This window comes from Paraburkholderia hospita (assembly GCF_002902965.1).
Classification (GTDB): Bacteria; Pseudomonadota; Gammaproteobacteria; order Burkholderiales; family Burkholderiaceae; genus Paraburkholderia; species Paraburkholderia hospita.
The window spans coordinates 2,573,492-2,598,011 of record NZ_CP026105.1 but is presented as its reverse complement, the minus strand read 5'-3'; the positions used below and the strand labels follow the sequence as shown (position 1 = coordinate 2,598,011).

23 protein-coding genes are annotated in these 24,520 nt (G+C 63.8%); 11 read left to right on the top strand and 12 right to left on the bottom strand.

Translation table 11 applies throughout. The features are described from left to right. Window positions 1–222 precede the first annotated feature (222 nt). On the top strand, window positions 223–3,792 hold the full coding sequence (gene dnaE / locus C2L64_RS11755; RefSeq protein WP_039900727.1) for a DNA polymerase III subunit alpha: 3,570 nt from the start codon (window positions 223–225) through the stop codon (window positions 3,790–3,792). Between the two features lie 79 nt (window positions 3,793–3,871). Here dnaE and C2L64_RS11750 read toward each other — a convergent pair whose 3' ends face one another. Next, window positions 3,872–4,639 (bottom strand): glycosyltransferase family 2 protein, encoded by a 768-nt coding sequence (locus C2L64_RS11750; RefSeq protein WP_039900735.1) that lies wholly within the window; start codon window positions 4,637–4,639, stop codon window positions 3,872–3,874. A 313-nt stretch (window positions 4,640–4,952) separates the two neighbouring features. Here C2L64_RS11750 and msbA point away from each other — a divergent pair, with 313 nt between their 5' ends. The 3 genes from msbA (at window position 4,953) to C2L64_RS11735 (ending at window position 9,321) form a co-directional block, all read left to right on the top strand. Continuing rightward, window positions 4,953–6,746, top strand: a complete 1,794-nt coding sequence (msbA, locus tag C2L64_RS11745; protein WP_039900728.1) for a lipid A export permease/ATP-binding protein MsbA — start codon at window positions 4,953–4,955, stop codon at window positions 6,744–6,746. Between the two features lie 69 nt (window positions 6,747–6,815). Beyond that, window positions 6,816–7,829 carry a glycosyltransferase family 4 protein gene (locus tag C2L64_RS11740; RefSeq protein ID WP_007583419.1) on the top strand — a complete coding sequence of 338 codons (1,014 nt, stop codon included), beginning with the start codon at window positions 6,816–6,818 and terminating at the stop codon, window positions 7,827–7,829. Window positions 7,830–8,064: 235 nt separating this feature from the next. After that, window positions 8,065–9,321 (top strand): O-antigen ligase family protein, encoded by a 1,257-nt coding sequence (locus C2L64_RS11735; protein ID WP_007583421.1) that lies wholly within the window; start codon window positions 8,065–8,067, stop codon window positions 9,319–9,321. A gap of 37 nt (window positions 9,322–9,358) precedes the next feature. On the opposite strand, the gene C2L64_RS11730 is transcribed toward C2L64_RS11735, so the two are convergent. Together C2L64_RS11730 and C2L64_RS54100 are read right to left on the bottom strand one after the other, a co-directional pair. Beyond that, window positions 9,359–9,655, bottom strand: coding sequence for a hypothetical protein (locus tag C2L64_RS11730; RefSeq protein WP_007583423.1), 297 nt, complete (start codon window positions 9,653–9,655; stop codon window positions 9,359–9,361). Between the two features lie 119 nt (window positions 9,656–9,774). Beyond that, entirely contained in the window at window positions 9,775–9,945 is a 171-nt protein-coding gene (locus C2L64_RS54100) for a hypothetical protein (protein ID WP_165489495.1), read from the bottom strand. A gap of 15 nt (window positions 9,946–9,960) precedes the next feature. Between C2L64_RS54100 and C2L64_RS53190 the strand changes: the two genes are divergently transcribed. Further along, window positions 9,961–10,233, top strand: a complete 273-nt coding sequence (locus C2L64_RS53190) for a hypothetical protein (protein WP_158660505.1) — start codon at window positions 9,961–9,963, stop codon at window positions 10,231–10,233. Window positions 10,234–10,392: 159 nt separating this feature from the next. On the opposite strand, the gene rng is transcribed toward C2L64_RS53190, so the two are convergent. The 9 genes from rng to upp all read right to left on the bottom strand — a co-directional run bounded on the left by rng (window position 10,393) and on the right by upp (window position 19,756). After that, complete coding sequence (gene rng, locus C2L64_RS11720) at window positions 10,393–11,862, bottom strand: ribonuclease G (RefSeq protein WP_007583428.1); 1,470 nt, start codon at window positions 11,860–11,862, stop codon at window positions 10,393–10,395. Between the two features lie 9 nt (window positions 11,863–11,871). After that, the gene (locus C2L64_RS11715) at window positions 11,872–12,498 is read right to left on the bottom strand and encodes a Maf family protein (protein WP_007583430.1); all 627 of its coding nucleotides are present in this window, start codon (window positions 12,496–12,498) and stop codon (window positions 11,872–11,874) included. Between the two features lie 160 nt (window positions 12,499–12,658). Continuing rightward, on the bottom strand, window positions 12,659–13,129 hold the full coding sequence (rlmH, locus tag C2L64_RS11710; protein ID WP_007583432.1) for a 23S rRNA (pseudouridine(1915)-N(3))-methyltransferase RlmH: 471 nt from the start codon (window positions 13,127–13,129) through the stop codon (window positions 12,659–12,661). A 70-nt stretch (window positions 13,130–13,199) separates the two neighbouring features. After that, entirely contained in the window at window positions 13,200–13,658 is a 459-nt protein-coding gene (rsfS, locus tag C2L64_RS11705; protein ID WP_007583434.1) for a ribosome silencing factor, read from the bottom strand. Between the two features lie 2 nt (window positions 13,659–13,660). Further along, entirely contained in the window at window positions 13,661–14,401 is a 741-nt protein-coding gene (locus tag C2L64_RS11700; protein ID WP_081498840.1) for a nicotinate-nucleotide adenylyltransferase, read from the bottom strand. 51 nt (window positions 14,402–14,452) lie between these two features. Next, window positions 14,453–15,385 (bottom strand): oxygen-dependent coproporphyrinogen oxidase, encoded by a 933-nt coding sequence (gene hemF, locus C2L64_RS11695; RefSeq protein ID WP_007583438.1) that lies wholly within the window; start codon window positions 15,383–15,385, stop codon window positions 14,453–14,455. 279 nt (window positions 15,386–15,664) lie between these two features. Beyond that, on the bottom strand, window positions 15,665–16,948 hold the full coding sequence (gene purD / locus C2L64_RS11690) for a phosphoribosylamine--glycine ligase (RefSeq protein WP_007583440.1): 1,284 nt from the start codon (window positions 16,946–16,948) through the stop codon (window positions 15,665–15,667). A gap of 274 nt (window positions 16,949–17,222) precedes the next feature. Next, a complete protein-coding gene (locus C2L64_RS11680) occupies window positions 17,223–17,951 on the bottom strand; it encodes a YebC/PmpR family DNA-binding transcriptional regulator (protein ID WP_007583444.1) in 729 nt (242 codons plus the stop codon). A 1,154-nt stretch (window positions 17,952–19,105) separates the two neighbouring features. Next, window positions 19,106–19,756: a uracil phosphoribosyltransferase gene (gene upp / locus C2L64_RS11675; RefSeq protein WP_007583446.1), complete on the bottom strand. Its 651-nt coding sequence runs from the start codon at window positions 19,754–19,756 to the stop codon at window positions 19,106–19,108. A 271-nt stretch (window positions 19,757–20,027) separates the two neighbouring features. Between upp and C2L64_RS11670 the strand changes: the two genes are divergently transcribed. The 6 genes from C2L64_RS11670 (at window position 20,028) to kdpA (ending at window position 24,463) form a co-directional block, all read left to right on the top strand. Further along, on the top strand, window positions 20,028–20,807 hold the full coding sequence (locus C2L64_RS11670; protein ID WP_086909206.1) for an SDR family oxidoreductase: 780 nt from the start codon (window positions 20,028–20,030) through the stop codon (window positions 20,805–20,807). Window positions 20,808–20,867: 60 nt separating this feature from the next. Further along, entirely contained in the window at window positions 20,868–21,257 is a 390-nt protein-coding gene (locus C2L64_RS11665; RefSeq protein ID WP_007583451.1) for a methylglyoxal synthase, read from the top strand. 65 nt (window positions 21,258–21,322) lie between these two features. Further along, entirely contained in the window at window positions 21,323–22,297 is a 975-nt protein-coding gene (locus tag C2L64_RS11660; protein WP_007583454.1) for a quinone oxidoreductase family protein, read from the top strand. Between the two features lie 161 nt (window positions 22,298–22,458). Next, a complete protein-coding gene (locus tag C2L64_RS11655; RefSeq protein ID WP_007583456.1) occupies window positions 22,459–22,572 on the top strand; it encodes a hypothetical protein in 114 nt (37 codons plus the stop codon). Continuing rightward, window positions 22,569–22,661: a K(+)-transporting ATPase subunit F gene (kdpF, locus tag C2L64_RS11650; protein ID WP_007583461.1), complete on the top strand. Its 93-nt coding sequence runs from the start codon at window positions 22,569–22,571 to the stop codon at window positions 22,659–22,661. Before C2L64_RS11655 ends, kdpF begins: the two co-directional genes overlap by 4 nt. Then, complete coding sequence (gene kdpA / locus C2L64_RS11645) at window positions 22,658–24,463, top strand: potassium-transporting ATPase subunit KdpA (RefSeq protein WP_007583463.1); 1,806 nt, start codon at window positions 22,658–22,660, stop codon at window positions 24,461–24,463. The genes kdpF and kdpA overlap by 4 nt, the downstream gene beginning before the upstream one ends. Window positions 24,464–24,520: the final 57 nt, after the last annotated feature.

Sequence of the window (24,520 nt, the reverse complement as noted above, 5' to 3'; positions counted from 1 at the left end):
CGGCAGAAAAATGGATTCGAACGCGTATTATCCCTCATCCTGACAGTTGGCCCGCAATCCGCCAGACGGCATATTGACCTGCGTCGAAATAGCCGGATGACCGACTCCGTCACGTGCTCGCGGCCATTGACAAAGGCTCGCGCGTAAGGGTCTCTGGTCGGGTGGCCAATGGGGCGGTTTGGGCGCGCGTCGGCCGAAAAATTTCGGGAGGCCGGGGTTACAATGTCGCCCATGTCAGATCCCCGCTTCGTCCATCTCCGCGTTCACTCCGAATTCTCGATTGCCGATGGCATCGTGCGTATCGACGACGTCGTCGATTCCGCTGCCAAAGACGGTCAGGGCGCGCTCGCGCTCACCGATCTCGGCAATGCATTCGGTCTCGTCCGTTTCTATCAGGAAGCCCGTGGCAAAGGGGTCAAACCCATTGCCGGCTGCGATGTCTGGATCACGAATCCTGACGACCGCGACAAGCCTTCGCGACTTCTGCTGCTGGTCAAAAACAAGACTGGCTACCTGAATCTTTGCGAACTACTGTCGAAGGCGTGGCTGACGAACCAGTATCGCGGGCGCGCGGAAGTGGAACCGGCGTGGCTCGAAGGCGGGCTCGGCGAAGGGCTGCTCGCGCTGTCGGGTGCGCAGCATGGCGACGTCGGCATGGCGCTCGCGGCGGGCAACGAAGAAGCCGCGAAGCGCAACGCACAGCGCTGGGCGACGATCTTCCCGAACGGTTTCTATATCGAACTGCAGCGCGGCGGCCAGCCCGGCGTTGAGGCGTATGTGCAGCAGGCGGTCGCGCTCGCGGCGTCGCTGAAACTGCCCGTTGTCGCCACGCATCCGCTGCAGTTCATGACGCCGGACGACTTCACCGCGCACGAAGCGCGCGTGTGTATTTCGGAAGGCGATATGCTCGCGAATCCGCGTCGCCAGAAACGCTTCACGACGGATCAGTATTTCCGCACGCAGGCCGAGATGGTCGCGCTGTTCGCGGACATTCCGTCGGCCGTCGCGAACACGATCGAAATCGCGAAGCGCTGCAATCTGACGCTCGAACTCGGTAAGCCCAAGCTGCCGCTGTTCCCGACGCCGGACGGCATGTCGCTCGACGACTACCTGGTGCAGTTGTCGAAAGAAGGGCTGGAAAAGCGTCTCGAGCAACTGTTCCCGGAGCAGGCCGAACGCGACGCGCAGCGCGAAACGTACTACGCGCGGCTGGACTTCGAATGCGGCACGATCATCAAGATGGGCTTTCCCGGCTACTTCCTGATCGTCGCGGACTTCATCAACTGGGCGAAGAACAACGGCGTGCCCGTCGGGCCAGGCCGGGGTTCGGGCGCGGGCTCGCTGGTCGCGTACGCGCTTGGCATTACCGACCTCGATCCGCTGCGCTACAACCTGCTGTTCGAACGTTTTCTGAATCCGGAGCGGGTGTCGATGCCCGACTTCGACATCGACTTCTGCCAGCACGGCCGCGATCGCGTGATCCAGTACGTGAAGGAGAAGTACGGCGCGGACGCCGTGTCGCAGATCGCGACGTTCGGCACGATGGCCGCGAAGGCGGCCGTGCGCGATATCGGGCGTGTGCTCGATCTCGGTTATATGTTCACGGACGGCGTCGCCAAGCTGATTCCGTTCAAGCCCGGCAAGCACGTCACGATCGCCGACGCGATGAAGGAAGAGCCGCTGCTGCAGGAGCGCTTCGACAACGAAGACGAAGTGCATCAGTTGCTCGAACTCGCGCAGCGCGTAGAAGGCTTGACGCGTAACGTCGGCATGCACGCGGGCGGGGTGCTGATCGCGCCCGGCAAGCTGACGGATTTCTGTCCGCTCTATACGCAGGGCGACGAAAGCGGCGTCGTGAGCCAGTACGACAAGGATGACGTCGAAGCCGTCGGCCTCGTGAAGTTCGACTTCTTGGGTCTGACCACGCTGACCATTCTCGACTGGGCCGAGCGCTATATTCGCCGTCTCGATCCGTCGAAGGAAAACTGGTCGCTCGCGCAAGTGCCGCTCGACGACCCCGCGTCGTTCTCGATCCTCAAGAAAGCGAACACGGTCGCCGTGTTCCAGCTGGAAAGCCGCGGCATGCAAGGCATGCTGAAGGACGCGCAGCCCGACCGCTTCGAGGACATCATCGCGCTGGTGGCGTTGTATCGTCCGGGCCCGATGGACCTGATTCCGAGCTTCTGCGCGCGTAAGCACGGCCGCGAAGTGGTGGAGTATCCGGACCCGCGCGTCGAGCCTGTTCTGAAAGAGACCTACGGCATCATGGTCTACCAGGAGCAGGTGATGCAGATGGCGCAGATCATCGGCGGCTATTCGCTCGGCGGCGCCGACCTGCTGCGTCGCGCGATGGGCAAGAAGAAGCCCGAGGAGATGGCGAAGCACCGCGAGATCTTCGCCGAAGGTGCGGCGAAGAACGGCCTGACACGCGAGAAGGCCGACGAGACCTTCGACCTGATGGAGAAGTTCGCGGGCTACGGCTTCAACAAGTCGCACGCGGCCGCCTATGCGCTGCTCGCGTACCACACCGCGTGGCTCAAGGCGCACCATCCCGCCGAATTCATGGCGGCCAATATGTCGCTCGCGATGGACGACACGGACAAGGTCAAGATCCTGTTCGAAGACTGCCTCGCGAACAAGATGGCCGTGCTGCCGCCCGACATCAATATGTCCGCGTACCGCTTCGAGCCGGTCGCGGAAGCCGACGGCAAGCGCTCGCGCACGATCCGCTACGGTCTCGGCGCGATCAAGGGCAGCGGCCAGAACGCGATCGAAGAAATCCTGCGCGCGCGCGAAGAAGGTTTGTTCATCGATATCTTCGATTTCTGCAACCGGATCGATCGCCGCATCGTCAATCGCCGCACGGTCGAAGCGCTGATTCGCGCAGGCGCGTTCGATTCGCTGCACGAGAACCGCGCGCAACTGATCGCGTCGGTGTCGCTAGCAATGGAAGCCGCGGATCAGGCGAGCGCCAATGCGATGCAAGCGGGCCTGTTCGACATGGGTGATGCGCCGTCGCAAGGCCATGAACTGATCGACGAACCCGCGTGGCCGGAAAAGCGCCGTTTGCAGGAAGAGAAGACGGCGCTCGGCTTCTACCTGTCGGGCCATCTGTTCGACGCCTACAAGGACGAAGTGCGCCGCTTCGTGCGTCAGAAGATCGGCGAACTGAAGGAAGGGCGCGACAAGCTGGTGGCGGGCGTGATCGTGTCGCTGCGTACGCAGATGACCCAGCGCGGCAAGATGCTGATCGCGCTGCTCGACGATGGCACGGGCCAGTGCGAGGTGACCGTCTTCAACGAGCAATTCGAGGCGCACAAGCAGCTGTTCAAGGAAGACGAACTGCTCGTCGTGCAAGGTCAGGCGCGTAACGACGCGTTCACGGGCGGCATCCGTTTCACGGTCGATACGCCGATGGACCTCGGCCGCGCGCGCACGCGTTACGCGCAGGCGGTGAAGGTGCAGATGAACGGCAATGCGAATGCGCTGGTGTTGCGCTCCGTGCTCGAAGCCTATCGCGCGAAGCCGGAAGACGCGGAAGTGGCTGCGCCGGCGCCCGCTGCCCGAGGCGGCGGTCGTGGCGGCTTCGGTGGAAATGGCGATTCTGGCGGGCGCGGGCAGCGGCCATCCGCGCCGATGCCGAATGGCCTCGCCGTACAGATCGTCTATCGCAGCGACAACGCGGAAGGTGAGGTACGGCTTGGCGATGCATGGCGCGTGAGGCCGACGGACGAACTGCTCGCCGCGTTGCGCAGCGAGTTTTCAGGCAGCGCGATCGAGATCGTGTATTGATGCCGGCGACCGTGACGGGCGGGCGGTGTTGATTCACCGAACCTGATTAAGCGAACCTGATTAATCGAACCGCCCGCGCTCAACGACCCGAAGCATCCTCGCGGCCGAGTTGCGCAAGCTTCAGAAACCGGTAATACACAGTTTCGGCATTGAACATCGCGATCATGAAACCCGCCCGACCGTCGAGAAACCCACGCCGCAACAGATAGGTTCGCACGAACGCCCAGGCGCCTCGTGCGACGGCCTTGCCGAAGCTGCCGCGTTGACCCGCCGCGTGACGCTGTTGCGCGCCCGCCGTCGAATACGCGTCGAGCTTGCGCAGCACCGTCTCGAAGTCTTCGTACGAGTGGTGCATCAGCTTGCCTTCCAGCCGCTTCGCGGGCGACTCAAACACGAGCCGCTCATGCACGAGATCGTCGGAGAAGCGCGCGGCGCCGCGCTTGAAGAGGCGCGGAATCCAGTCGGGATACCAGCCGCTGTGGCGCACCCAATGTCCGCAGAAGGCGGACAGGCGGTCGATGGCATAGACATCCGCGGCGGGCGCGGCGAGCACGCCTGCAATCGACACGGCCAGTTCCGGCGTGACGATCTCGTCGGCATCGATCGACAGCACCCAGGTCGTTCCGAGCGCATCCAGCGCGCGGTTCTTCTGCGGGCCGAAGCCTGGCCAATCGGTGTGCGTGAGCACGCGCGCGCCGTGTGCGCGGGCGATCTCGACGGTGCGATCGGTGCTGCCGCCGTCGACGACGACGATCTCATCGGCGAATGCGACGGCGCGCAGGCATTCGTCGAGGCGGAGCGCGGCGTTCTTCGTGATGAGGGCGACGCCGAGTGTGGGTTGTGTCATGCGAATCGATGCCGGGAGGGACGGCGCACGGTCCGCCCAGCCTGCTGCCGAGGCACCGTCGCCCAACGAAAGTTGCGCAAGTATATACAGCGGCGCACGGCGGCGCACAGCGGGCGAGGGCACAAACCGTTGACGAGCGGGCGCGTCGGACCGTCTCGCCCGCGCCGCGCCGGGAAATTCTGCAAACGCGTGGATTTCCAATCATTTAGCCGCGTCGGGATGGCATGCCGAACGGTTTACAATGTCGCATTTGCAATCCGCCCGAGGGGCGGCCCACGGGTGCTGAAGCGCGCCCGCATTCCCAGAGGAACTCTTGAGCGCCAAGCCAACGTTAAGCAAGCCCATCGGCTCCGGTGAAGCCACATCGACCATGGTCGTCCTGCGCCGGCTGTGGCCGTATGTGAAGCCGCTCATCTGGACCGTTGTCGCCGCCATCCTCACGATGGGCGTCGTCGCCGCCACCGAGGCGGGGATTCCCGCACTGCTCAAGCCGCTGCTCGACCACGGCTTCGGCACGCACAGCAGCGACAGCGCGAAATGGTTCGTGCCGCTCGCCATAATCGGCCTCGCGCTGCTGCGGGGCGTCACGCAGTATGCGTCGGGCTACCTTCTTTCCTACGTGTCGAACCGCATCCTGCTGGATCTGCGGCTGACCATGTTCAACCGGATGATTCACAGCAGTGTTTCGTTCTTTCAGCGTGAGACGGCCAGCACGGTCATCAACGCGATCGTCTTCGAGGTCAACCAGATCCTGAACGTGCTGATCGGCGTGATGGTGACGCTCGTGCGCGATTCGCTGACGGTCGTGTTCCTGCTCGGCTATCTGTTCTATCTGAACTGGCGCCTGACGCTGATCGTCGCGGTGCTGCTGCCGGGTATCGGCTGGCTGGTGGGCAAAATCAACCGCCGGCTGCGCCGCCTGAACCGCGAGCACCAGACGCTGACCAACGAGCTGTCCTATATCGTCGAGGAGACGGTGGGCGGCTACAAGGTCGTCAAGGTGCACAACGGCGAGCAGTACGAGATCGACCGTTTCACGGAGATGAGCAAGCAGCTGCGCGGCTATTCGATGCGCATGACGGTATCGGGCGGTCTTGCGCAGCCGCTGACGCAGTTTCTCGCGTCGATCGCGCTCGCTGTCGTGATCACGATTGCCGTCGTGCAGTCGTCGCACGACCAGACGACGGTCGGCGGCTTTGTCGCGTTCGTCACGTCGATGCTGCTGATCATTTCACCGCTCAAGCATCTGATGGACGTGAATCAACCGTTGCAACGCGGGATGACGGCGGCCGAACTGATCTTCGGACTGATCGACGAGCCGTCGGAGCCGCCGGGCGGCGGGCTCAAACTGGAGCGCTCGAAGGGCGAGGTCGAGTTCCGCGACGTGTCGTTCAGGTACGGCGCGAGTGGTCCGATGCAGCGGCAAACGCTCGATAGCGTGTCGTTCAAGGTCGCGCCCGGCGAAATGGTCGCGCTGGCCGGCCCGTCGGGCAGCGGCAAGACGACGCTGGTGAACCTGCTGCCGCGCTTCTTCGATCCGAGCGGCGGGCAGGTGCTTGTCGACGGCGTCGCGTTGCCGGAGTACGGCATTCATGAATTGCGCAGCCAGATCGCGATGGTGAGCCAGGACGTCGTGCTGTTCAACGACACGATCGCGAACAACGTCGCCTACGGACAGCCCGCGGACGCGGAACGCGTGAAGGCGGCTTTGCATGCGGCCAATCTGTGGGACACCGTGGCCGCGATGCCGAACGGCATCGAGACGCTGATCGGCGACAACGGCATGATGCTGTCGGGCGGCCAGCGTCAGCGTCTCGCGATCGCGCGCGCGGTCTACAAGGACGCGCCCATCCTGATTCTCGACGAAGCCACATCCGCACTCGATTCCGAATCCGAGCGCCACGTGCAGGCCGCGCTCGAAACGCTGATGAAGGGCCGCACGACGCTCGTGATCGCGCATCGGCTGTCGACCATCGAGCGCGCGGACCGCATCCTCGTGCTCGACGCGGGGCGCATCGTCGAGCGGGGCAGCCATCGCGAGCTGCTCGCGCAGAACGGGATGTACGCGCATCTGCATCGCATCCAGTTCCAGCAGCATGCGGCGTGACGACCGCGTGACCCCACAATAGAACGCCCGCGCGGCCCTGGGCCGCACGCGGGCGCGCCCGCCGCTGCGATGCGTGCGACGCAGCCGGCGACCATTCAGACAGTTGGCATGATTCACATCTTCAACGGCTTTCACAATCCGAACGGCGGCAGCGAGCAGGAGGCACTGCGCCTGTACGAGTTGCTGCACGGCAAGGGCGACGTGCAGCTCTGGAGCACGTCGTCGCGGACGTCGGACGAACTGTCGGCGGCCTATCCGATCCGCCGGCTCGCGCCGCTCAAGGCCAGCGTGCCGCGCGGGGGCACGTATGTGTTCGTCGGCGCGCATTGGCGCAACCGTGCGTGGCCGTATTTTGCGGGCCGTCCCGAGCGGCTCGTGTACGTGTTCAACACGTTTCATCCGAAGCTGCTCGAGCTGACATCGGCGCCGCCGCCGCTGTTGCGCTGGCCCGCGACTGAGTTCGTGCTGATTTCCGCGTTTCAGTCGAGACTGCTCGGCGTGAAGGGCGAGATCCAGCCGTCGCCGATCGATATCGGCCGCTTTGCGCCGCGCGCGCCTGAAACGCGCGCGCAGCCGGTAATCGGCCGTCTAAGCCGCGATACGGCCGACAAACATCATTCCGACGATATCGCCGTGTACAGGACGCTCGCTGAGCGCGGCTGCAAGCTGCTGCTGCAAGGCGCGACGACGCTGGCGGGGGCATTGCCGCAAGACGACGCGATCCGTCTGTTGCCCGAAGGCGCGATGGCCGCGCCGGACTTTCTGCACGAGCTCGATATCTTCTACTACCGTACGGGCGAACACGTCGAGACGTTCGGCCGCGTGGTGCTCGAGGCGATGGCGTGCGGTTTGCCCGTCGTGTGTCACCGGCACGGCGGCTACGCGGATGTCGTCCGGCATGGCGAGAACGGCTATCTGTTCGATACGTCGGACGAAGCGCTGGCGATACTCTCTGAACTGATCGCGCAGCCGGCGTTGCGAGCCAAGATCGGCGCGGCCGCGCGCAGGACTGTCGAGAAACTGTATTCCCCGGAGGCGCTCGATGCCCGCACCGCGTTCTATCTGCGCGGCGCCACGCGATGACTTTCCGCGCCTTACCGCCGCTTGCGTGGCGCGCAGGCGTGAAACCAAATCGCATGGTGGCCATGAGATGATGGCGATGGCGTGACCCGTAGCCGGGCACGGACGCAGGCAGAAGCAGGCAGGATCAGCAAAGATCAACAAAAGGCACCGGCCGACGAAAACCGGGCCATCGACGCAGCGAGCCCTTGGTCCGAGGCTACGCGAGCGCATTTCGTCAATGAGAGTTGAAGCATACATGCAACACGCTACAAGAGATTCGTATCCCCTGATCCTTGCGCGAAGTTTCGCGCTCATCGCGCTGTTTGCCGTGCCGTTGTCGACGGCGGGCGTCAATATCGCGGCGACGCTGTTTGCGGTGTGCGCGCTGCTGTCGCCCGAAGTGTGGCGCAACTGGCGCTCGCTGTTCACCGACCGGGTGAGCGTCGCGGCGCTGCTGCTCGTCGCCGTGCTGACGCTGAGCCTTGCGTGGACGACGGCGGATCGCGTGCATGCGCTGGACTTCCTGATGAAGTACCGCAAGCTGATCTATCTGCCGCTGCTGATCCTGACGTTCCGCGATTGCCGCACGACCGCGTGGACGACGGCTGCGAAGTGGGCGCTGTTCAGCGCGTTGACGCTTTTGCTGCTGTTGTCATGCTCGAATTACTTCGGCTGGACGTCCATTGGCTCGTGGCACTCGAATACCGATCCGATCCGCAGGGCGTGGGTCTTCAAGGACCATATCGCCGCGGGCATCATGATGGCGCTGCTGTTCTATCTGGCGCTGAACTTCGCGAAGCAGGCGCGCGCACGGACCGCGAAGATGGCGCTCTATGTCGTCGCGCTGCTGGCCATCGTCAACGTGCTGCTGATGATGCAGGGGCGCACGGGGCAGATCATCGCGATTCTCTTCATCCTGATTTACGTCGTGACGTACTTTACGTCGCTGCGCGGCGTGAAGCCGTGGGTGCGGTGGGGGAGCGGCGTCGTGCTGGTGGCCATTGCGGGCGGGCTCGTGTACGCGGCGCTGCATTCGCACGGTTCGCGGCTCGCGGAAACGAACGACGAAATCAGCGCATACGAAACGTCCAACAAGAACACGTCGATGGGCGTGCGCATCGTGTTCTACCGGCGCAGCCTCGAATTGTTGGCCGAGCGCCCGATCATCGGCCACGGCGTGGGTACCGTGCAGGACGAGTTCGACGCATACGCGCGCAACAACACGGGCGCCGCCGCGGCCACGGCGGGCAATCCGCACAACGAATTTCTGCTGATGGGTATTCAGCTGGGCGCTGTCGGCATTGCGCTATTCGTGTTCCTGCTCGTGCAGATCGGTCGGACCGCGATCGAATTGAGCGAGCCTGCGCGCACGATCGTGTTCGCTTATCTGTTCGCTTTTACGATCGGATGCTTTGCGAACTCGCTGTTGCTCAACTTTACCGAAGGCAATCTGTTTATCTTCCTCATCGGCATTTTCTTGAGTTGCCGTAGAGGCGCGCCTTCGCAGGCGTAGGAGCGCCTCTAGGACAGTAAGACGAGTTCGACCTGGCTCAGACGCCGCTCGTCACCAGCGACAGCACCGACAGATCCGGATGCGTGCCTTCGACGATGCTCTTGCCGACGTGCACGGCTTCATAGGTCGCATCGTCGAGTGTCTTGAACGACTCTTCGCCGTCCGCGTGAAACGTCACCGTGTGGCCGGGCGATTTCGGGTCGGCGCCGGGATGGCACACGTAGCCGACATACGTGTATCGCTCGCTGCCGTCTTTCAGTGACGGCGCGACGTGAATCTCGAAGCCTTCATAGTCGACTTTTTGCCAGTTCAGGGTTGCGGCCTCGTCGGGCATGATTGCCTCCTTGCGGGCGGCGGGGCGTCGGCGGCCTGACGATGTGGGCGACGTCGACGCTTGCCGTGTGTCGTGAGCCGCAGCGCGCGGCGCTATTCGATGTGGCGGCGAAAGGAGATTCAGTGCCGGTGGCGCAGGCGTTCCCACCAGCGATGCCCGTCGTAACGGCCCGACATTCCGTCGCGGATGTGATGCGCGTGGTGCTCGCGCCGCAATTGATGCGACAGCAGCGTCGCGATGACCGCCAGCACGACGATGCCGACCACGATGCCAACCATTGATTCAGCCATGGCTGCCTCCGTCTATTGCAACTGCATATCGAAAGTCTAGTTGATTTGCCGGAACAGGGCGGGCGGCGGTTTCGTCATGCGCCGTACACCTTCGGGACGCCGTGGCCGATCAATCTCTGTAACCTCTACACGGAAGTCATTGAAATTTCGTATGGCCTCGCGATGCGGGTTGCATTGGTGAGTCAGTTTTCGTCGTCGGAAAGCAGCGCTTCGAGGCCGAAAAGCCATGCGATGCTGAAGGTCAGCAGGCCCGCCGCAGATCGCTTCGGTAACGCGCTTTTCTCGTGAGACGCCGGGCGGTAAAGCCCGTCGTAGCAAGGGTTAGGTAGAGCTGTCTGATCGTCGTTGTATTCGTATTGTTCGGAGCGGATGTCGCCTCCCGCGTGCGGTGTGGTGCTCTAACAGCAAACGGCGTGCCATCAGAGGTGTGCGGGAGAGGGTGGCGAATTACATCAGCACAATATCGTACTGCTCCTGACTCAGATTCGACTCGACCTGCAACGAAACCGGCTTGCCGATGAAATCCATCAGCATGGCCAGATGTTGCGATTCTTCTTCGAGAAACAGATCGATCACCTGCTGCGATGCGACCACGCGAAACTCACGCGGATTGAACTGGCGCGACTCACGCAGAATTTCCCGCAGCACGTCATAGCACACGGTACGCGCCGTCTTCACCTGCCCCTTGCCCTGGCAAATAGGGCACGGCTCGCACAACACATGCGCAAGCGACTCACGCGTGCGCTTTCTCGTCATCTCGACCAGCCCGAGCTGCGAGAACCCGTTGACCGTCACGCGCGTGCGGTCGCGCGACAGTGCCTTCTTCAGTTCGTTGAGCACCTGATCGCGATGCTCGACGTTCTCCATATCGATGAAGTCGATGATGATCACGCCGCCGAGATTGCGCAGCCGCAACTGACGCGCGATCGTATGCGCCGCTTCGAGATTGGTCTTGAAGATCGTGTCGTCGAAATTGCGCGCGCCGACGTAGCCGCCCGTGTTCACATCGATGGTCGTCATCGCCTCCGTCTGGTCGATCACCAGATAGCCGCCCGACTTCAGATCGACACGCCTTGACAGCGCGCGCTGGATTTCCGTCTCGATGTTGTACAGATCGAAGAGGGGACGCTCACCCGTGTAGTGATGCAGCTTCGACGACACAGCGGGCGTGAACTCGGCCGCGAATTCCGCGAGCATCTGATACGTCTCGCGCGAATCAACCTGAATGCGCGTGGTCTCGTCATTGACGAAGTCGCGCAGCACGCGCTGCGCGAGATTCAAGTCCTGATAGAGCAGGCTCGTGGGCGGCATGCGCTGCCCCTGCGAAAGTATGGTCGCCCATGTCTTGCGCAGATACGCGACGTCACCGGCCAGTTCTTCGCTCGTCGCGTCTTCGGCGATGGTGCGCACGATGTAGCCGCCTTTCTCGTCGACGGGCAACACCGATGTCAGCCGCGCACGCACGGCCTCGCGCTCGGCTTCGCTTTCGATCTTTTGCGAAATGCCGATATGCGGTTCCTGCGGCAGATAGACGAGCGTGCGCCCGGCGATGCTCACCTGTGTGGATAGCCGCGCGCCTTTCGTGCCGATCGGGTCCTTGACGACCTGGACCATCAGCGATTGCCCTTCGAAGACGATCTTCTCGATGGGTTGATGCGGCACCTGCTGCTGCGGTTCGCCCGCGAGCCGCGGATGCCAGATATCGGCGACGTGCAGAAACGCAGCGCGCTCCAGACCGATATCGATAAACGCGGACTGCATGCCGGGCAGCACGCGCACCACCTTGCCGAGATAGACATTGCCGACGCGCCCGCGTGACAGCGTGCGCTCGACGTGAAGCTCCTGCACTGCGCCCTGCTGGACCAACGCTACGCGCGTCTCCTGTGGCGTAACGTTAATCAGGATTTCTTCGTTCATGGTGTTGTTTTAGAAGTCGATGCGCGCCGCACGTAGAAGGGCAGCGGTTTCAAACAATGGCAAACCCATGATACCTGAATAGGACCCGTCGATATGCTCGATAAACTCCGCCGCGCGGCCTTGAACCCCATACGCGCCCGCCTTGCCGAGCGGCTCGCCGCTTGCTGCGTAGCGGCGCAGCGCATCGCTTTGCACTGCAGCAAAGCGCACTCGCGATACCGATAGCGCGGGCGCGAGCAATTCGCCCTGTGCATCGACGACAGCCACGGACGTCAGCACTTCATGATCGCGGCCCGCGAGCCGCGTGAGCATGGTGACAGCGTCGTCGGCATCGATCGGCTTGCCGAGAATCGCATCGTCGATCGTGACGGTTGTGTCGGCAACCAGAATGGGCGCGTTCGCGTGGCCGCCCGCTACGAGCCGCGCGCGCGCCGCACGCGCCTTCGCGATGCACACACGCATCACGTAGCCGTGCGCTCGCTCGCCGGGCAACTCGGCTTCGAGCGCTTCCGCGTCTTCATCGGGGCGCGGCAGCAGCAGCTCGAAGCGCACGCCCAGTTGCGTGAGCAACTCCTGACGGCGCGGGCTTTGCGACGCGAGATAGACGAACGGAAAGACAGCGGACTGATTGGACATGGATCGGCTTCAAAAAAACGGGAGACGCAGCTCGGCAAAGGCGCAAGCCGACGAAAGCGTTGAGCGTAACAGATGGTGTCGACGGCACAACCTGGCCATTCGGCCAGGTTGTGCACGGTGAGAGACGGCCGGAAGATGAAGGCGTGTTCAGACCCGGAGTTCAGGCCCGATGATACGGATGATTCTGCGTGATGGTCCACGCGCGATACAGTTGCTCGGCAAGCAGCACGCGGACCATCGCGTGCGGCAGCGTGAGGCTCGACAGGCGCAGCAGCATGTCTGCGCGCGCCTTCAGTTCGGGGTCGAGCCCGTCCGCACCGCCGATCAGAAACGCAACGTCGCGCCCGTCCTGTTGCCACGAGGGCAGGGCGTTGGCGAGTTGCATCGTGGTCCAGTCCTTGCCGCGTTCATCGAGCGCGACGATGCGCGCGTTCTTCGGCAACGCGGCTTCGATTTTCTGGCGCTCGGCGGCCATCACGCTTTCGGCGGAGCGGCCCGACGAACGCTGCTCGGGCTTGAGCTCGCGCAGTTCGATGCGCAGCTCGGGCGGCATGCGCTTCGCGTACTCGTCGAAGCCCGTGGCGATCCAGTCCGGCATCTTGTGGCCAACCGCGACGATATGCAGTTTCATCGTCAGCCTCGCGCCCGGTCAGCGCCGCCCGTAGCGGCAGGCGCAAACCCTGTCGTGGACAGCGGCACGCTCACGAGCGGCGGCGGGCAGGTGCCTTGCGTGCGGGACGCGCGACGGGTGCTTCTTCGTCTTCGTCCTCGTCGTCGAGGGGCTCGGACGGACGGGCGCCGCCGAACGGGTTCGGCGTCGACAGCTTCACGCGCACCGGCTTGTCGCCCCAGATCTCTTCGAGGTTGTAGTACTGGCGCAGGGCCGGCTGAAGGATGTGCACGACGGCGTCGCCGCAGTCGACCAGCACCCATTCGCCGATGTCTTCGCCCTCGGTGCTGATGATGTCGCCGCCCGCTTCCTTGACCTTTTCGCGCACGCTGGACGCGAGCGCCTTGGTCTGGCGGTTCGACGTGCCGCTCGCGACGATCACGCGGTCGAACAGTTCAGTGAGGTGGCTGGTGTTGAACACCTTGATGTCTTGCGCTTTCACGTCTTCGAGTGCGTCGACGATCGCGCGTTGCAGCTTGCGTATATCCATGGTTACCGATGTTGGTACAGGTGATGTTGAACAATATAGTCCCACACAGCAGTGGGGACATGTTTTGGTGCGGACTGGCCGTGGGCGGCAGCGCCGCTTGCAGAGGCGTCCGCATCGTTTTCGAACCACGCGCGCAGGTGCGCGCGGATGTCGGTGGCCGACACGTCGAACGCAAGCGACGTGTCGATCAGCAAATGCCCGGCGGGTGTCGCCTGCAGCGTGCCGGCTTTCGCTGAGCGCTGCGCGATCGCTGCCGCGACGGGGGCCGGCACGGCCGTTACGTCGAAGCCCGGGCGTGTCGCGGCGGCGATATGCGCATAGTCGAACAGGCGCTGCCAGTCGCGCCACGTGTCGAGCCGCACGAGCTGGTCGGCGCCGATCAGAAGCGAGATCGACGCGTCCGCGCCTTCGCGCTCGCGCCAGCGCCGCAGCGTTTCGACCGTATAAGTAGGGCCATCGTGCTCGATTTCATCCGTGGCGACGCTGACGGTCACGCCCGGCAGGGTCAACGACGCGGCGGCCGCACGCGTCATCGCGAGCCGGTCTTCGGCCGCCGATACGTCCGCCTTCTGCCACGGCTGGCCCGCCGGCATCAGCACGAGTTCGGTCAGATCGAGCGCATCGGCGAAACGTCGCGCGAGCGCGAGGTGGCCGTCGTGGATCGGGTCGAACGTGCCGCCGAGTATGCCGATGCGTCGGCGCAATGCCCGTTGAGGTGCGACGGATTGAGCGGTCGGATTCAGTTGCGGTTCCTTTGCCTTTCAGTAGAAGCGGGTGGCGCGCGACGGGGCGCGTCAGACCCACTCGCGCGGCACGAGAAAGTCGCTGGTCAGGCGCGCTTCCGGCGTGCCCGGCTCGGGCTGCCAGTTGTAGCGCCAGTTTACGACAGGCGGCATCGACATCAGGATCGATTCCGTGCGGCCGCCGCTTTGCAGCCCGAACAGTGTGCCACGGTCGAAGACGAGGTTGAACTCGACGTACCGGCCGCGCCGGTAGGCCTGGAAGTCGCGCTGGGCGTCGCCGTACGGCATGTCGCGGCGTTTTTCGATGATGGGCAGATAGGCGTCCAGAAACGCATCGCCGACGCTCTTGACCATCGCGAACGACTGCTCGAAGCCGGGCTCCGCGTAGTCGTCGAAGAAAATCCCGCCGATGCCGCGTGGCTCGTTGCGGTGCTTCAGGAAAAAATAGTCGTCGCACCAGCGCTTGAAGCGCGGGTACAGATCGTCGCCGTAGGGTTGCAGCGCGTCGCGGCAGACGCGGTGAAAATGCTGCGCGTCCTCTTCAAAGCCGTAGTAGGGCGTCAGATCCATGCCGCCGCCGAACCAGAACACGGGCGCTTCGCCTGCCTTCGTCGCGACGAGCAGCCGCACGTTCATGTGGACGGTCGGGCAGTACGGGTTGCGCGGGTGCAGCACCAGCGACACGCCCATCGCCTCGAATCCGCGCCCCGCCAGTTGCGGGCGCAGCGCGCTGGCCGAGCCGGGCAGCGCGTCGCCTTGTACATCCGAGAAGCCGATGCCCGCGCGCTCGAAGAACTGGCCGTCTTCCAGAATGCGCGTGCAGCCGCCGCCGCGCAGCTTTTCGCCGGGCGCACGCTGCCAGCTGTCGGTGGCGAGCGGGGTGCCGTCGAATGCGCCAAGCGCGTCGGCGATCCGCGCCTGCAGGCCTTGCATCCAGCTGCGGACGGTCTGGGTATCGTGGGCGTCGTGAATCGAATCAGTCATGGTGTGTGGGGCGCGGCAGGTTCGGAACGCTGGCGCGGTCGGGTCTTAATGGGACAGGTTGGGCGCGATGCGATCGCAGCGGGGACGTTGGCGGCTTGCGTCCTGACGGTTGCCGCCGCCCGCCAGCGGCCGGGCGCGCTTCGCTGCCTGCAGCCGCGAACCTCTGCCGGCATACCCAAGTGTAGCGCCGGCGTGGTCAACTGGCCCTGGAGGGCCATGTCATGTGTTCGGGACGAGTGCCCGAACGCCGCGCCGGAAAGCGCTTTCGCGCGGAAAGCGTCAGCCCTGGCCGTGCTTGCGGTTGGCCGCGCGATAACCGATGTCGCGGCGATACTGCATGCCGTCGAACGAAATATGGTTGATCGCCTCATACGCGACCGACTGGGCGCTGCGCACCGAGTCGGCCAGTCCGACGACGCACAGCACACGGCCGCCCGTCGTCGTCAGCTTGCCGTCCGCCAGCGCCGTGCCCGCATGGAACGTCACCGCGTCCGCCGTCTCGACGGGAATGCCGCTGATGAAGTCGCCCTTGCGCGGCGCTTCCGGATAGTTGTGCGCGGCCAGCACGACGCCCAGCGCCGTGCGGCGGTCCCATTCCAGTTCCACCGTATCCAGCGTGCCCGCGATCGCCTGCTCGACGACCTTCGAGAAGTCGCCCTTCAGGCGCGCCATGATCGGCTGCGTTTCCGGGTCGCCCATCCGGCAGTTGAATTCGAGCGTTTTCGGGTTGCCTTGTGCGTCGATCATCAGGCCTGCGTACAGGAAGCCGGTGAAACGGATGCCTTCCTTCTCCATGCCGCGCACGGTCGGCAGGATGATTTCGCGCATCACGCGGGCATGCAGCTGCGGCGTGACGATGGGCGCGGGCGAATAGGCACCCATGCCGCCCGTGTTCGGGCCCTGATCGCCGTCCAGCAGGCGTTTGTGGTCCTGGCTCGACGCCAGCGCCAGCACGTTAATGCCGTCCACCATCACGATGAAGCTCGCTTCCTCGCCAGCGAGGAACTCTTCGATCACGACACGTGCGCCTGCATCGCCGAGCTTGTTGTCCGACAGCATCATGTCGACGGCGTGGTGCGCCTCGTCGAGCGTCTGCGCGACGACCACGCCCTTGCCGGCCGCGAGGCCGTCGGCCTTGATGACGATGGGCGCGCCCTTGGCGTCGATGTAGGCATGCGCGGCAGCCACGTCCGAGAAGGTCTCATATTCCGCTGTCGGGATCGCGTGGCGCTTCATGAACGCCTTCGCGAAGTCCTTCGAGCTTTCGAGCTGCGCCGCTTCCTTCGTCGGGCCGAAGATTTTCAGACCGCGCGCGCGGAAGATGTTGACGATCCCCGCCGCGAGCGGCTGCTCCGGGCCGACCAGCGTGAACGCGATCTGCTCTTTCTCGACGAAGTCGGCGAGCGCGTTCGGATCGGTGATGCCGATGTTGAGCAGACGGTCGTCCTGCGCGGTGCCGCCGTTGCCAGGCGCGACATAGACGAGCTGCACGCGTGGCGACTGCGCGAGCTTCCATGCGAGCGCATGCTCGCGACCGCCGGAACCGACGACGAGTAACTTCATGTGATTCCCCGAATGCTAAAAACCGTGAACGGCCCGCGCAGCGGCGCGAGCCGTGGATATCTACCTTCGCACAACGCGAACGCGTTGCCTGTGAGACAGGCCACAAAGCCGGGCCATGTGGCGGTAAAAGCAGAGAAATACGCAGCGAACGACGCGCCCGTGTTAATGCACGAACGCTCGCGCGACGAGCGCAGGAAGGAGCGCAGCGACTGCCCCGTCATTGAAGGGAACCGGGACGGGAACCCTGATCGGGGCGGCGCGCTCACTTGCCGCCTCACTCGTCGGCGATGGCCGCGTTCGTGTAGACCTCTTGCACGTCGTCCAGATTTTCCAGCGCGTCGAGCAGCTTTTGCATCTTGACGGCATCGTCACCGGTGAATTCGACTTCCGTTTGCGGCTTCATTGTCACTTCCGCGACTTCGGCCTTGAAGCCGGCTGCTTCGAGCGCGGACTTGACCTTCGGGAAGTCGTTCGGCGGGCAGACCACTTCGATGCTGCCGTCATCGTTCGTGACGACGTCGTCGGCGCCCGCTTCGAGGGCGGCTTCCATCAGCTTGTCTTCCGGCGTGCCGGGCGCGAACAGGAACTGGCCGACGTGATCGAACATGAACGACACCGAGCCGTCCGTGCCCATGTTGCCGCCGAACTTCGAGAACGCGTGGCGCACTTCCGCGACGGTGCGGGTGCGGTTGTCCGTCATCGTGTCGACGATAATGGCTGCGCCGCCGATGCCGTAGCCTTCGTAGCGGATTTCTTCATAGCTCGCGCCATCGACGCCGCCGACACCACGCTGGATCGCGCGGTTGACGTTGTCCTTCGGCATGTTGGCGTCGTACGCCTTGTCGACGGCGAGCCGCAGGCGCGGGTTCGAGTCGATATCGCCGCCGCCCATGCGGGCCGCGACCTGGATTTCCTTGATGAGCCGCGTCCAGACCTTGCCCTTCTTGGCATCGGCTGCTGCTTTCTTATGCTTGATGTTGGCCCATTTCGAATGACCCGCCATACCTTTCTCCGTCGCGCGCGCCAGCGGGGCGCACGCATTGTGCAATTGTCGTTGCGTTTGTCGGGCGTGGCGGATGTGCGCTCGCGCCCCGATGTCAGTCTGGTCGCACCCTGGAATGCTGTGGCTTCCGCGCCTGAGCGGCGGCGTGTCGGGGATGACGCTGTGCCAGCGTCGAAAGATCGACGGAATCGGCCATCGCAATGCCGGTGGTGGGTGTGCCGCCCGTTCGGTGGGCAGACCGAGATTTTATCATGGGCGGGGGTGGCCGCAGGGGCCATGGGGTTTGGGTTTGGTTTTGGGTTTTTGGTTTTGTCTGCGACGCTGGGGTGGTTTGCTTGGGCTTTTGCTGGCATCCGGGGGTGAGCGTTCGCGGCGCGGGTGGTTCGGTTTGCTTGTGCTTTTCGCTGGCATCCGCGCTATGCCTTCGTGTTTCAGGCGTCGCCCCTGTGCGGGGCGGCACCTACTTTTCTTTGCCGCCGCAAAGAAAAGTAGGCAAAAGAAAGCGGCTCACACCGCCAGTGCTAGTTCTTGCCTGAGGGCCCCTACAGGGTCTTACGCTTCACACGGCAGCCTTTCTGTTCGCGTGCGTTGCCAACGCTTTGAATGTGCGTCTCACCCGCTTCAAACACCCGTACATGGGCTAACGGCAGCGAACGGTATGTGCCGCCCAGGTGGCAAACTGTGTGTAGGTTGTGGCGTCGTATAGCTTGGCGCTCTTACAGGGTGGAACGCGTGCGCAATCGGTCCGAAGTGAGGCGTGTGAGGTGCTACGGCCTACACACAGTTTGCCACCTGGGCGGCGGTGGACTATCTGGCACGGCGTGTGGCGACGCGGGCGCGCGAAGCGGGTGAGGCGCAGTGCAAGAGCGCTGGCAGCAAACATGAGTCACGTGATTGCCGTGTGAAGCGTAAGACCCTTCGGGGGCCCTCAGGCAAGAAGAAATGTTGGCGGTGTTAGCCGCTTTCTTTTGCCTACTTTTCTTTGCGGCGGCAAAGAAAAGTAGGTGCCGCCCCGCACAGGGGCGACGCTTGAAGCACGAAGGCAAACCGCGGATGCCAGCGAAAACCCCGAAAAAACCAAACCGGCCGCGCCGCGAAGTCACAAACGCGGATGCCACCCCAAACCCACGAACGGCCCGAAGGGCAAAAAAAAGCTAGTTCTTCGTCCCGAACAACCGATCCCCAGCATCCCCAAGCCCAGGAATAATGTAAGCATGCTCATTCAGATGCAAATCGAGCGAAGCAACGTACAGCTTCACATCCGGATGCGCATCCTGAAACACCTGCACGCCTTCAGGCGCGGCCACGAGCGCGAGGAACGAGATATTCTCGCCCGCGACACCGCGCCGCTTCAGCACGTCGATAGCATGCACGGCCGAATACCCCGTCGCGACCATCGGATCACAAAGAATAAAATTGCGATCCTCGAGATCAGGCAATCGCACCAGATACTCGACCGGCCGATGATCATCATCGCGATACACCCCAATATGCCCGACCCGCGCCGACGGAATCAGCTCCAGCAGCCCGTCCGACATGCCAACACCCGCGCGCAGCACGGGCACAATCGCAAGCTTCTTGCCAGCGATCACAGGCGCGTCGATATCGACTAGCGGCGTGCTCACGCGACGAGTCGTCATCGGCAGGTTGCGGGTGATTTCATAGCCCATCAGCAGCGTGATCTCGCGCAGCAACTCGCGGAACGTCCGCGTGGACGTGTCGCGGTCGCGCATGTGCGACAGCTTGTGCTGGATCAGCGGGTGATCGAGGATGAAAAGATTGGGAAAACGGCTGTCCTGAGTCATGACGGGGCGCCTCGCGGCGAAGTTGAGCTGGCTGACGATGGGTTGGCGCGGCGCGCGTGCCCCGCGACGGGCGGCGGCGCGCGGCTGCGCCATGGCTGCAAGTTTACCGGAAGGGCGGCGCAAAGAGACGGATGCTGATGAAAGGTATATCAGCGACGTCCGGCAGCGCCGCGTCGATTCTTCTAGAATCGGGGGACAGTTGACCGACCACCCCGGGCGTAATGCGCAGGCATGTCCCGCTCGTTGCGCGCACGACAACAGGAAAATACACATGGATCTGGGCATCGCAGGAAAGACCGCGCTGGTGTGCGCGGCAAGCAAGGGACTGGGGCGCGGCTGCGCCGAGGCGCTGGCGGCCGAAGGCGTGAACGTGACGATCGTCGCGCGCACGGCGGAAACGCTCGAAGCCACGGCGGTTGCGATCCGCTCGAAGACGGGCGTCGACGTGAAAGCGGTGGCCTGCGACATCACCACCCCCGAAGGCCGCGCCGCGGCGCTCGCCGCCTGCCCGCAGCCGGACATTCTCGTCAACAATGCGGGCGGCCCGCCGCCGGGCGACTTCCGCAACTTCACGCACGACGACTGGATCCGCGCGCTCGAAGCGAACATGCTCACGCCAATCGAACTGATCCGCGCGACCATCGACGGCATGATTTCGCGCGGCTTCGGGCGCGTGGTGAATATCACGAGCTCGTCGGTAAAGGCGCCTATCGATGTGCTCGGCCTGTCGAACGGCGCGCGCTCGGGGCTGACGGGCTTCGTCGCGGGCGTCGCGCGCAAGGTCGCGCCGGACGGCGTGACCATCAATAACCTCCTGCCGGGCCTGTTCGACACGGACCGCATCGCCGTGACGTTCGAGGCATCGGCGAAATCGCAGAACATCTCCGTCGACGAAGCGCGCAAGCAGCGCATGGCGACGATTCCCGCGCGCCGCTTCGGCACGCCCGACGAATTCGGCCGCGCCTGCGCGTTCCTGTGCAGCGTGCACGCGGGCTATATCACCGGGCAAAACTGGCTGATCGACGGCGGCTCGTATCCCGGCACCTATTGATGCACGGCCCTTTGCGGCACATCGCGAACACCATAACGACAACACATGAGGAGCAACGACATGACAACACGCGTCGCGCTGATCGCGCACGACCATAAGAAGGACGACATCGTCAGGCTGGCGGGCGAGTACGTCGACACGCTGTCGCGCTGCGATCTGATCGCGACGGGCACGACGGGCTCGCGCATCACCGACGCGCATGGCCTGAAAGTCGAGCGGATGCTGTCCGGCCCGCACGGCGGCGACCTGCAGATCGGCGCGCAACTGGCCGAAGGCAATGTCGATATGGTGATTTTCCTGCGCGACCCGATGACGCCGCAGCCGCACGAGCCGGACATCAATGCGCTGGTCCGCGCGTGTGATGTCCACAACGTGCCGTGCGCGACCAACATCTCGACGGCGCGGATGATCCTCGACGTGCTGACGCTGCGTCTGAATCATCAGGTCTGACGGCGTCGGCCGCTTTCAACCGCGCAATCAACACGAACCAGGCAACGAATAAATCTGGAGATGACATGACCAAGGCAATTCGATTCGACAAGACAGGCGGCCCGGAAGTGATGAAGTGGGTCGACGTCGAAGTGGGCGAGCCGGGCAACGGCGAAATCCGCATCAAACAGCACGCAGTCGGCCTGAACTATATCGACGTGTATTTCCGCACCGGGCTGTATCCGCTGCCGTTGCCAGGCGGCCTCGGAATGGAGGCGGCGGGCGAGGTGACCGCCGTCGGCGCCGGCGTGACGGACCTGAAGGCGGGCGACCGCGTCGCGTACGTCGCGCGGCCTCCGGGCGCGTACGCGCAAGAGCGCGTGCTGCCCGCGGCGCAGGTGGTGAAACTGCCCGATGCGATCGACTACGAACAAGCCGCTTCCGTGATGCTGCAAGGGCTGACCGCGCAATATCTGCTACGCCGCACGTATCCCGTGAAGCAGGGCGACACGATCCTGATCCAGGCGGCCGCAGGCGGTGTCGGGCTGCTCGTATGCCAATGGGCGAAGGCGCTGGGCGCGACGGTGATCGGCACGGTCAGTTCCGACGAGAAGGCGGAGATCGCGAAGGCGCACGGCTGCGACCATCCCATCGTGTACACGCGCGAGAACTTCACAAAGCGCGTGCGCGAGATCACGAATGGCGCCGGTGTGCCCGTCGTGTACGACTCGATCGGCAAGGATACGTTTACGGCGTCGCTCGATTGCCTGGCGCCGCTCGGCATGTTCGTGAGCTTCGGCAATGCATCGGGCCCGCTGCCGCCGATCGACTCATCGGAATTCGCCGGGCGCGGTTCGCTGTTCTTCACGCGGCCGACGCTGTTTACGTATATGGGCAAGCGCAGCGACTTCGATGCGATGACGGCCGAACTGTTCGACGTGATCGCGTCGGGCAAGGTGAAGACGAGCATCAATCAGCGCTATGCGCTTGCCGACGTGGGTAAGGCGCATGCGGATCTGGAGGCGCGCAGGACGACGGGGTCGACGGTTCTGGTGCCGTAAGCAACCCTCGCCGCAACTACGAAGGCCGCTTCACGCGTGACGTGAAGCGGCCTTTTTCGTTTACACCTTTTTTACACTCCCTCACCCATCTTTGACCTGCCCTTTACGTCAATGGGCATAACGTTCCGACCATCCATCGTCCAACTAATGGAGAACATGAAATGGATGTGCTGTACGTCGGGGGCATCGCGCTTTTTGCTGCGCTGACCTTTGGGTTGATCGCCGGATGCGAGAAGTTGACGCGTTACGGCCGTGGTCAGGGAGCGCGCTCGTGAACTGGATCCTCTGGCTATCGGGCGCGGCAACCGCGCTGCTGTTTGCTTATCTCGTCTATGCGCTGCTGCGCGCGGAGGACATTGAATGAACCTCAACAATGTCTTGCAGCCGGCGCTCTTCATCGTCGTGCTGCTCGCTGCTGCCGTGCCCATTTCGCGCTATCTGACGCGCGTAATGGACGGCACGTCGCGCGTCGTCAAGCTGGGTGGGCCCATCGAGCGTCTGCTGTACCGTCTCGCGGGCGTCGACCCTGAGCAGGAAATGAGCTGGAAGCACTACGCAATCGCCACGCTCGCGTTCAACCTGCTTGGCGTCGCGTTCCTTTACGTGCTGCTGCGCGTGCAAGGTCTGTTGCCGGGCAATCCGCAGCAGTTCAGCGCGATGACCGTCGACGGCGCATTCAACACGGCCATCAGCTTCGTCACCAACACGAACTGGCAGGATTATTCGGGCGAGCAGACCCTGAGCTATCTGACGCAGATGCTCGGCCTCACCGTGCAGAACTTCCTGTCGGCGGCAACGGGCATCGTCGTCGTGATCGCGCTGGTACGCGGCTTTGCGCGCCACACCGCGAAGACCATCGGCAACTTCTGGGTCGACATCACGCGCGTGACGCTCTATGTGCTGCTGCCGATGTCGGCGATCGTCGCAGCGCTCTTGATGAGCCAGGGCGTGATCCAGAACTTCAAGTCGTACGAGGACGTGCCGACGCTGCAGACCACCACGTACTCGGCGCCGAAAACGGATGCCCAAGGCAACCCCGTGAAGGACGCGAAGGGCAACCCGGTGATGGTCGATACGCCTGTCAAGACGCAGACCATCGCGATGGGCCCCGTTGCCACGCAGGAAGCGATCAAGATGCTCGGCACGAACGGCGGCGGCTTCTTCAACGGCAACTCCGCGCATCCGTACGAGAACCCGACGCCGTTCTCGAACTTCGTGCAGATCTTCTCGATCCTGATCATCCCCGCCGCGCTGTGTCTCGTGTTTGGCCGCATGATCGGCGACCGCCGGCAAGGCGTGGCCGTGCTCGCGGTGATGACGATCGCATTCGCCGTGTGTATCGCGGGCGAGATCGGCGCGGAGCAAGGCGGCAATCCGCTCTTCACGTCGCTGCATGTCGATCAGTCGGCGACCGCGCTGCAACCGGGCGGCAACATGGAAGGCAAGGAAACGCGCTTCGGCATCGCGCAGTCGGGCATCTTCACGGTTGCGACGACGGCGGCTTCGTGCGGCGCCGTGGTCAACACGCATGACTCGCTGACGCCGCTCGGCGGCCTCGTGCCGATGCTGTTGATGCAACTCGGCGAAGTGATCTTCGGCGGCGTGGGTTCGGGTCTGTACGGGATGCTGGTGTTCGCGTTGCTTGCGGTGTTCGTTGCGGGGCTGATGATCGGCCGCACGCCTGAATACGTCGGCAAGAAGATCGAAGCGTACGAGATGAAGATGGTGTCGATCGTCGTGCTGCTCACGCCGCTGCTCGTGCTCGTCGCGACGTCGATTGCCGTGCTGACCGACGCGGGCAAGGCCGGCATCATGAATCCGGGCGCGCATGGCTTCTCCGAAATTCTGTACGCGTTCAGTTCGGCCGCCAACAACAACGGCAGCGCGTTCGCGGGTCTCACGGTGAGCACGCCGTTCTACAACTGGCTGACGGCGGTGGCGATGTGGTTCGGCCGCTTCGGCACGATCGTTCCGGTGCTCGCGATTGCCGGCTCGCTGGCTGCGAAGAAGCGCATCGCGGTGACGGGCGGCACGCTGCCGACGCATGGACCGCTGTTCGTCGTGCTGCTGCTCGGCACGGTGCTGCTGGTCGGCGCGCTCACGTATGTGCCCGCGCTCGCGCTCGGCCCCGGCGTCGAACATCTGATGATGATCGCGGGCCACTAACGGACTGCATATGCCGCACAACAGCGCAAGAAGGCTCAAGAAGCAGGCGCAAGAAAT

Excerpts from the sequence above, each read along its gene's own strand:
- dnaE (WP_039900727.1), top strand. The coding sequence starts at position 223 with ATGTCGCCCATGTCAGATCCCCGCTTCGTCCATCTCCGCGTTCACTCC.
- C2L64_RS11750 (WP_039900735.1), bottom strand. The coding sequence starts at position 4,639 with ATGACACAACCCACACTCGGCGTCGCCCTCATCACGAAGAACGCCGCG.
- C2L64_RS11740 (WP_007583419.1), top strand. The coding sequence starts at position 6,816 with ATGCGTGCGACGCAGCCGGCGACCATTCAGACAGTTGGCATGATTCAC.
- C2L64_RS11735 (WP_007583421.1), top strand. The coding sequence starts at position 8,065 with ATGCAACACGCTACAAGAGATTCGTATCCCCTGATCCTTGCGCGAAGT.
- C2L64_RS11730 (WP_007583423.1), bottom strand. The coding sequence starts at position 9,655 with ATGCCCGACGAGGCCGCAACCCTGAACTGGCAAAAAGTCGACTATGAA.
- C2L64_RS54100 (WP_165489495.1), bottom strand. The coding sequence starts at position 9,945 with ATGGCTGAATCAATGGTTGGCATCGTGGTCGGCATCGTCGTGCTGGCG.
- rng (WP_007583428.1), bottom strand. The coding sequence starts at position 11,862 with ATGAACGAAGAAATCCTGATTAACGTTACGCCACAGGAGACGCGCGTA.
- C2L64_RS11715 (WP_007583430.1), bottom strand. The coding sequence starts at position 12,498 with ATGTCCAATCAGTCCGCTGTCTTTCCGTTCGTCTATCTCGCGTCGCAA.
- rlmH (WP_007583432.1), bottom strand. The coding sequence starts at position 13,129 with ATGAAACTGCATATCGTCGCGGTTGGCCACAAGATGCCGGACTGGATC.
- rsfS (WP_007583434.1), bottom strand. The coding sequence starts at position 13,658 with ATGGATATACGCAAGCTGCAACGCGCGATCGTCGACGCACTCGAAGAC.
- hemF (WP_007583438.1), bottom strand. The coding sequence starts at position 15,385 with ATGACTGATTCGATTCACGACGCCCACGATACCCAGACCGTCCGCAGC.
- purD (WP_007583440.1), bottom strand. The coding sequence starts at position 16,948 with ATGAAGTTACTCGTCGTCGGTTCCGGCGGTCGCGAGCATGCGCTCGCA.
- C2L64_RS11680 (WP_007583444.1), bottom strand. The coding sequence starts at position 17,951 with ATGGCGGGTCATTCGAAATGGGCCAACATCAAGCATAAGAAAGCAGCA.
- upp (WP_007583446.1), bottom strand. The coding sequence starts at position 19,756 with ATGACTCAGGACAGCCGTTTTCCCAATCTTTTCATCCTCGATCACCCG.
- C2L64_RS11670 (WP_086909206.1), top strand. The coding sequence starts at position 20,028 with ATGGATCTGGGCATCGCAGGAAAGACCGCGCTGGTGTGCGCGGCAAGC.
- C2L64_RS11665 (WP_007583451.1), top strand. The coding sequence starts at position 20,868 with ATGACAACACGCGTCGCGCTGATCGCGCACGACCATAAGAAGGACGAC.
- C2L64_RS11660 (WP_007583454.1), top strand. The coding sequence starts at position 21,323 with ATGACCAAGGCAATTCGATTCGACAAGACAGGCGGCCCGGAAGTGATG.
- C2L64_RS11655 (WP_007583456.1), top strand. The coding sequence starts at position 22,459 with ATGGATGTGCTGTACGTCGGGGGCATCGCGCTTTTTGCTGCGCTGACC.
- kdpA (WP_007583463.1), top strand. The coding sequence starts at position 22,658 with ATGAACCTCAACAATGTCTTGCAGCCGGCGCTCTTCATCGTCGTGCTG.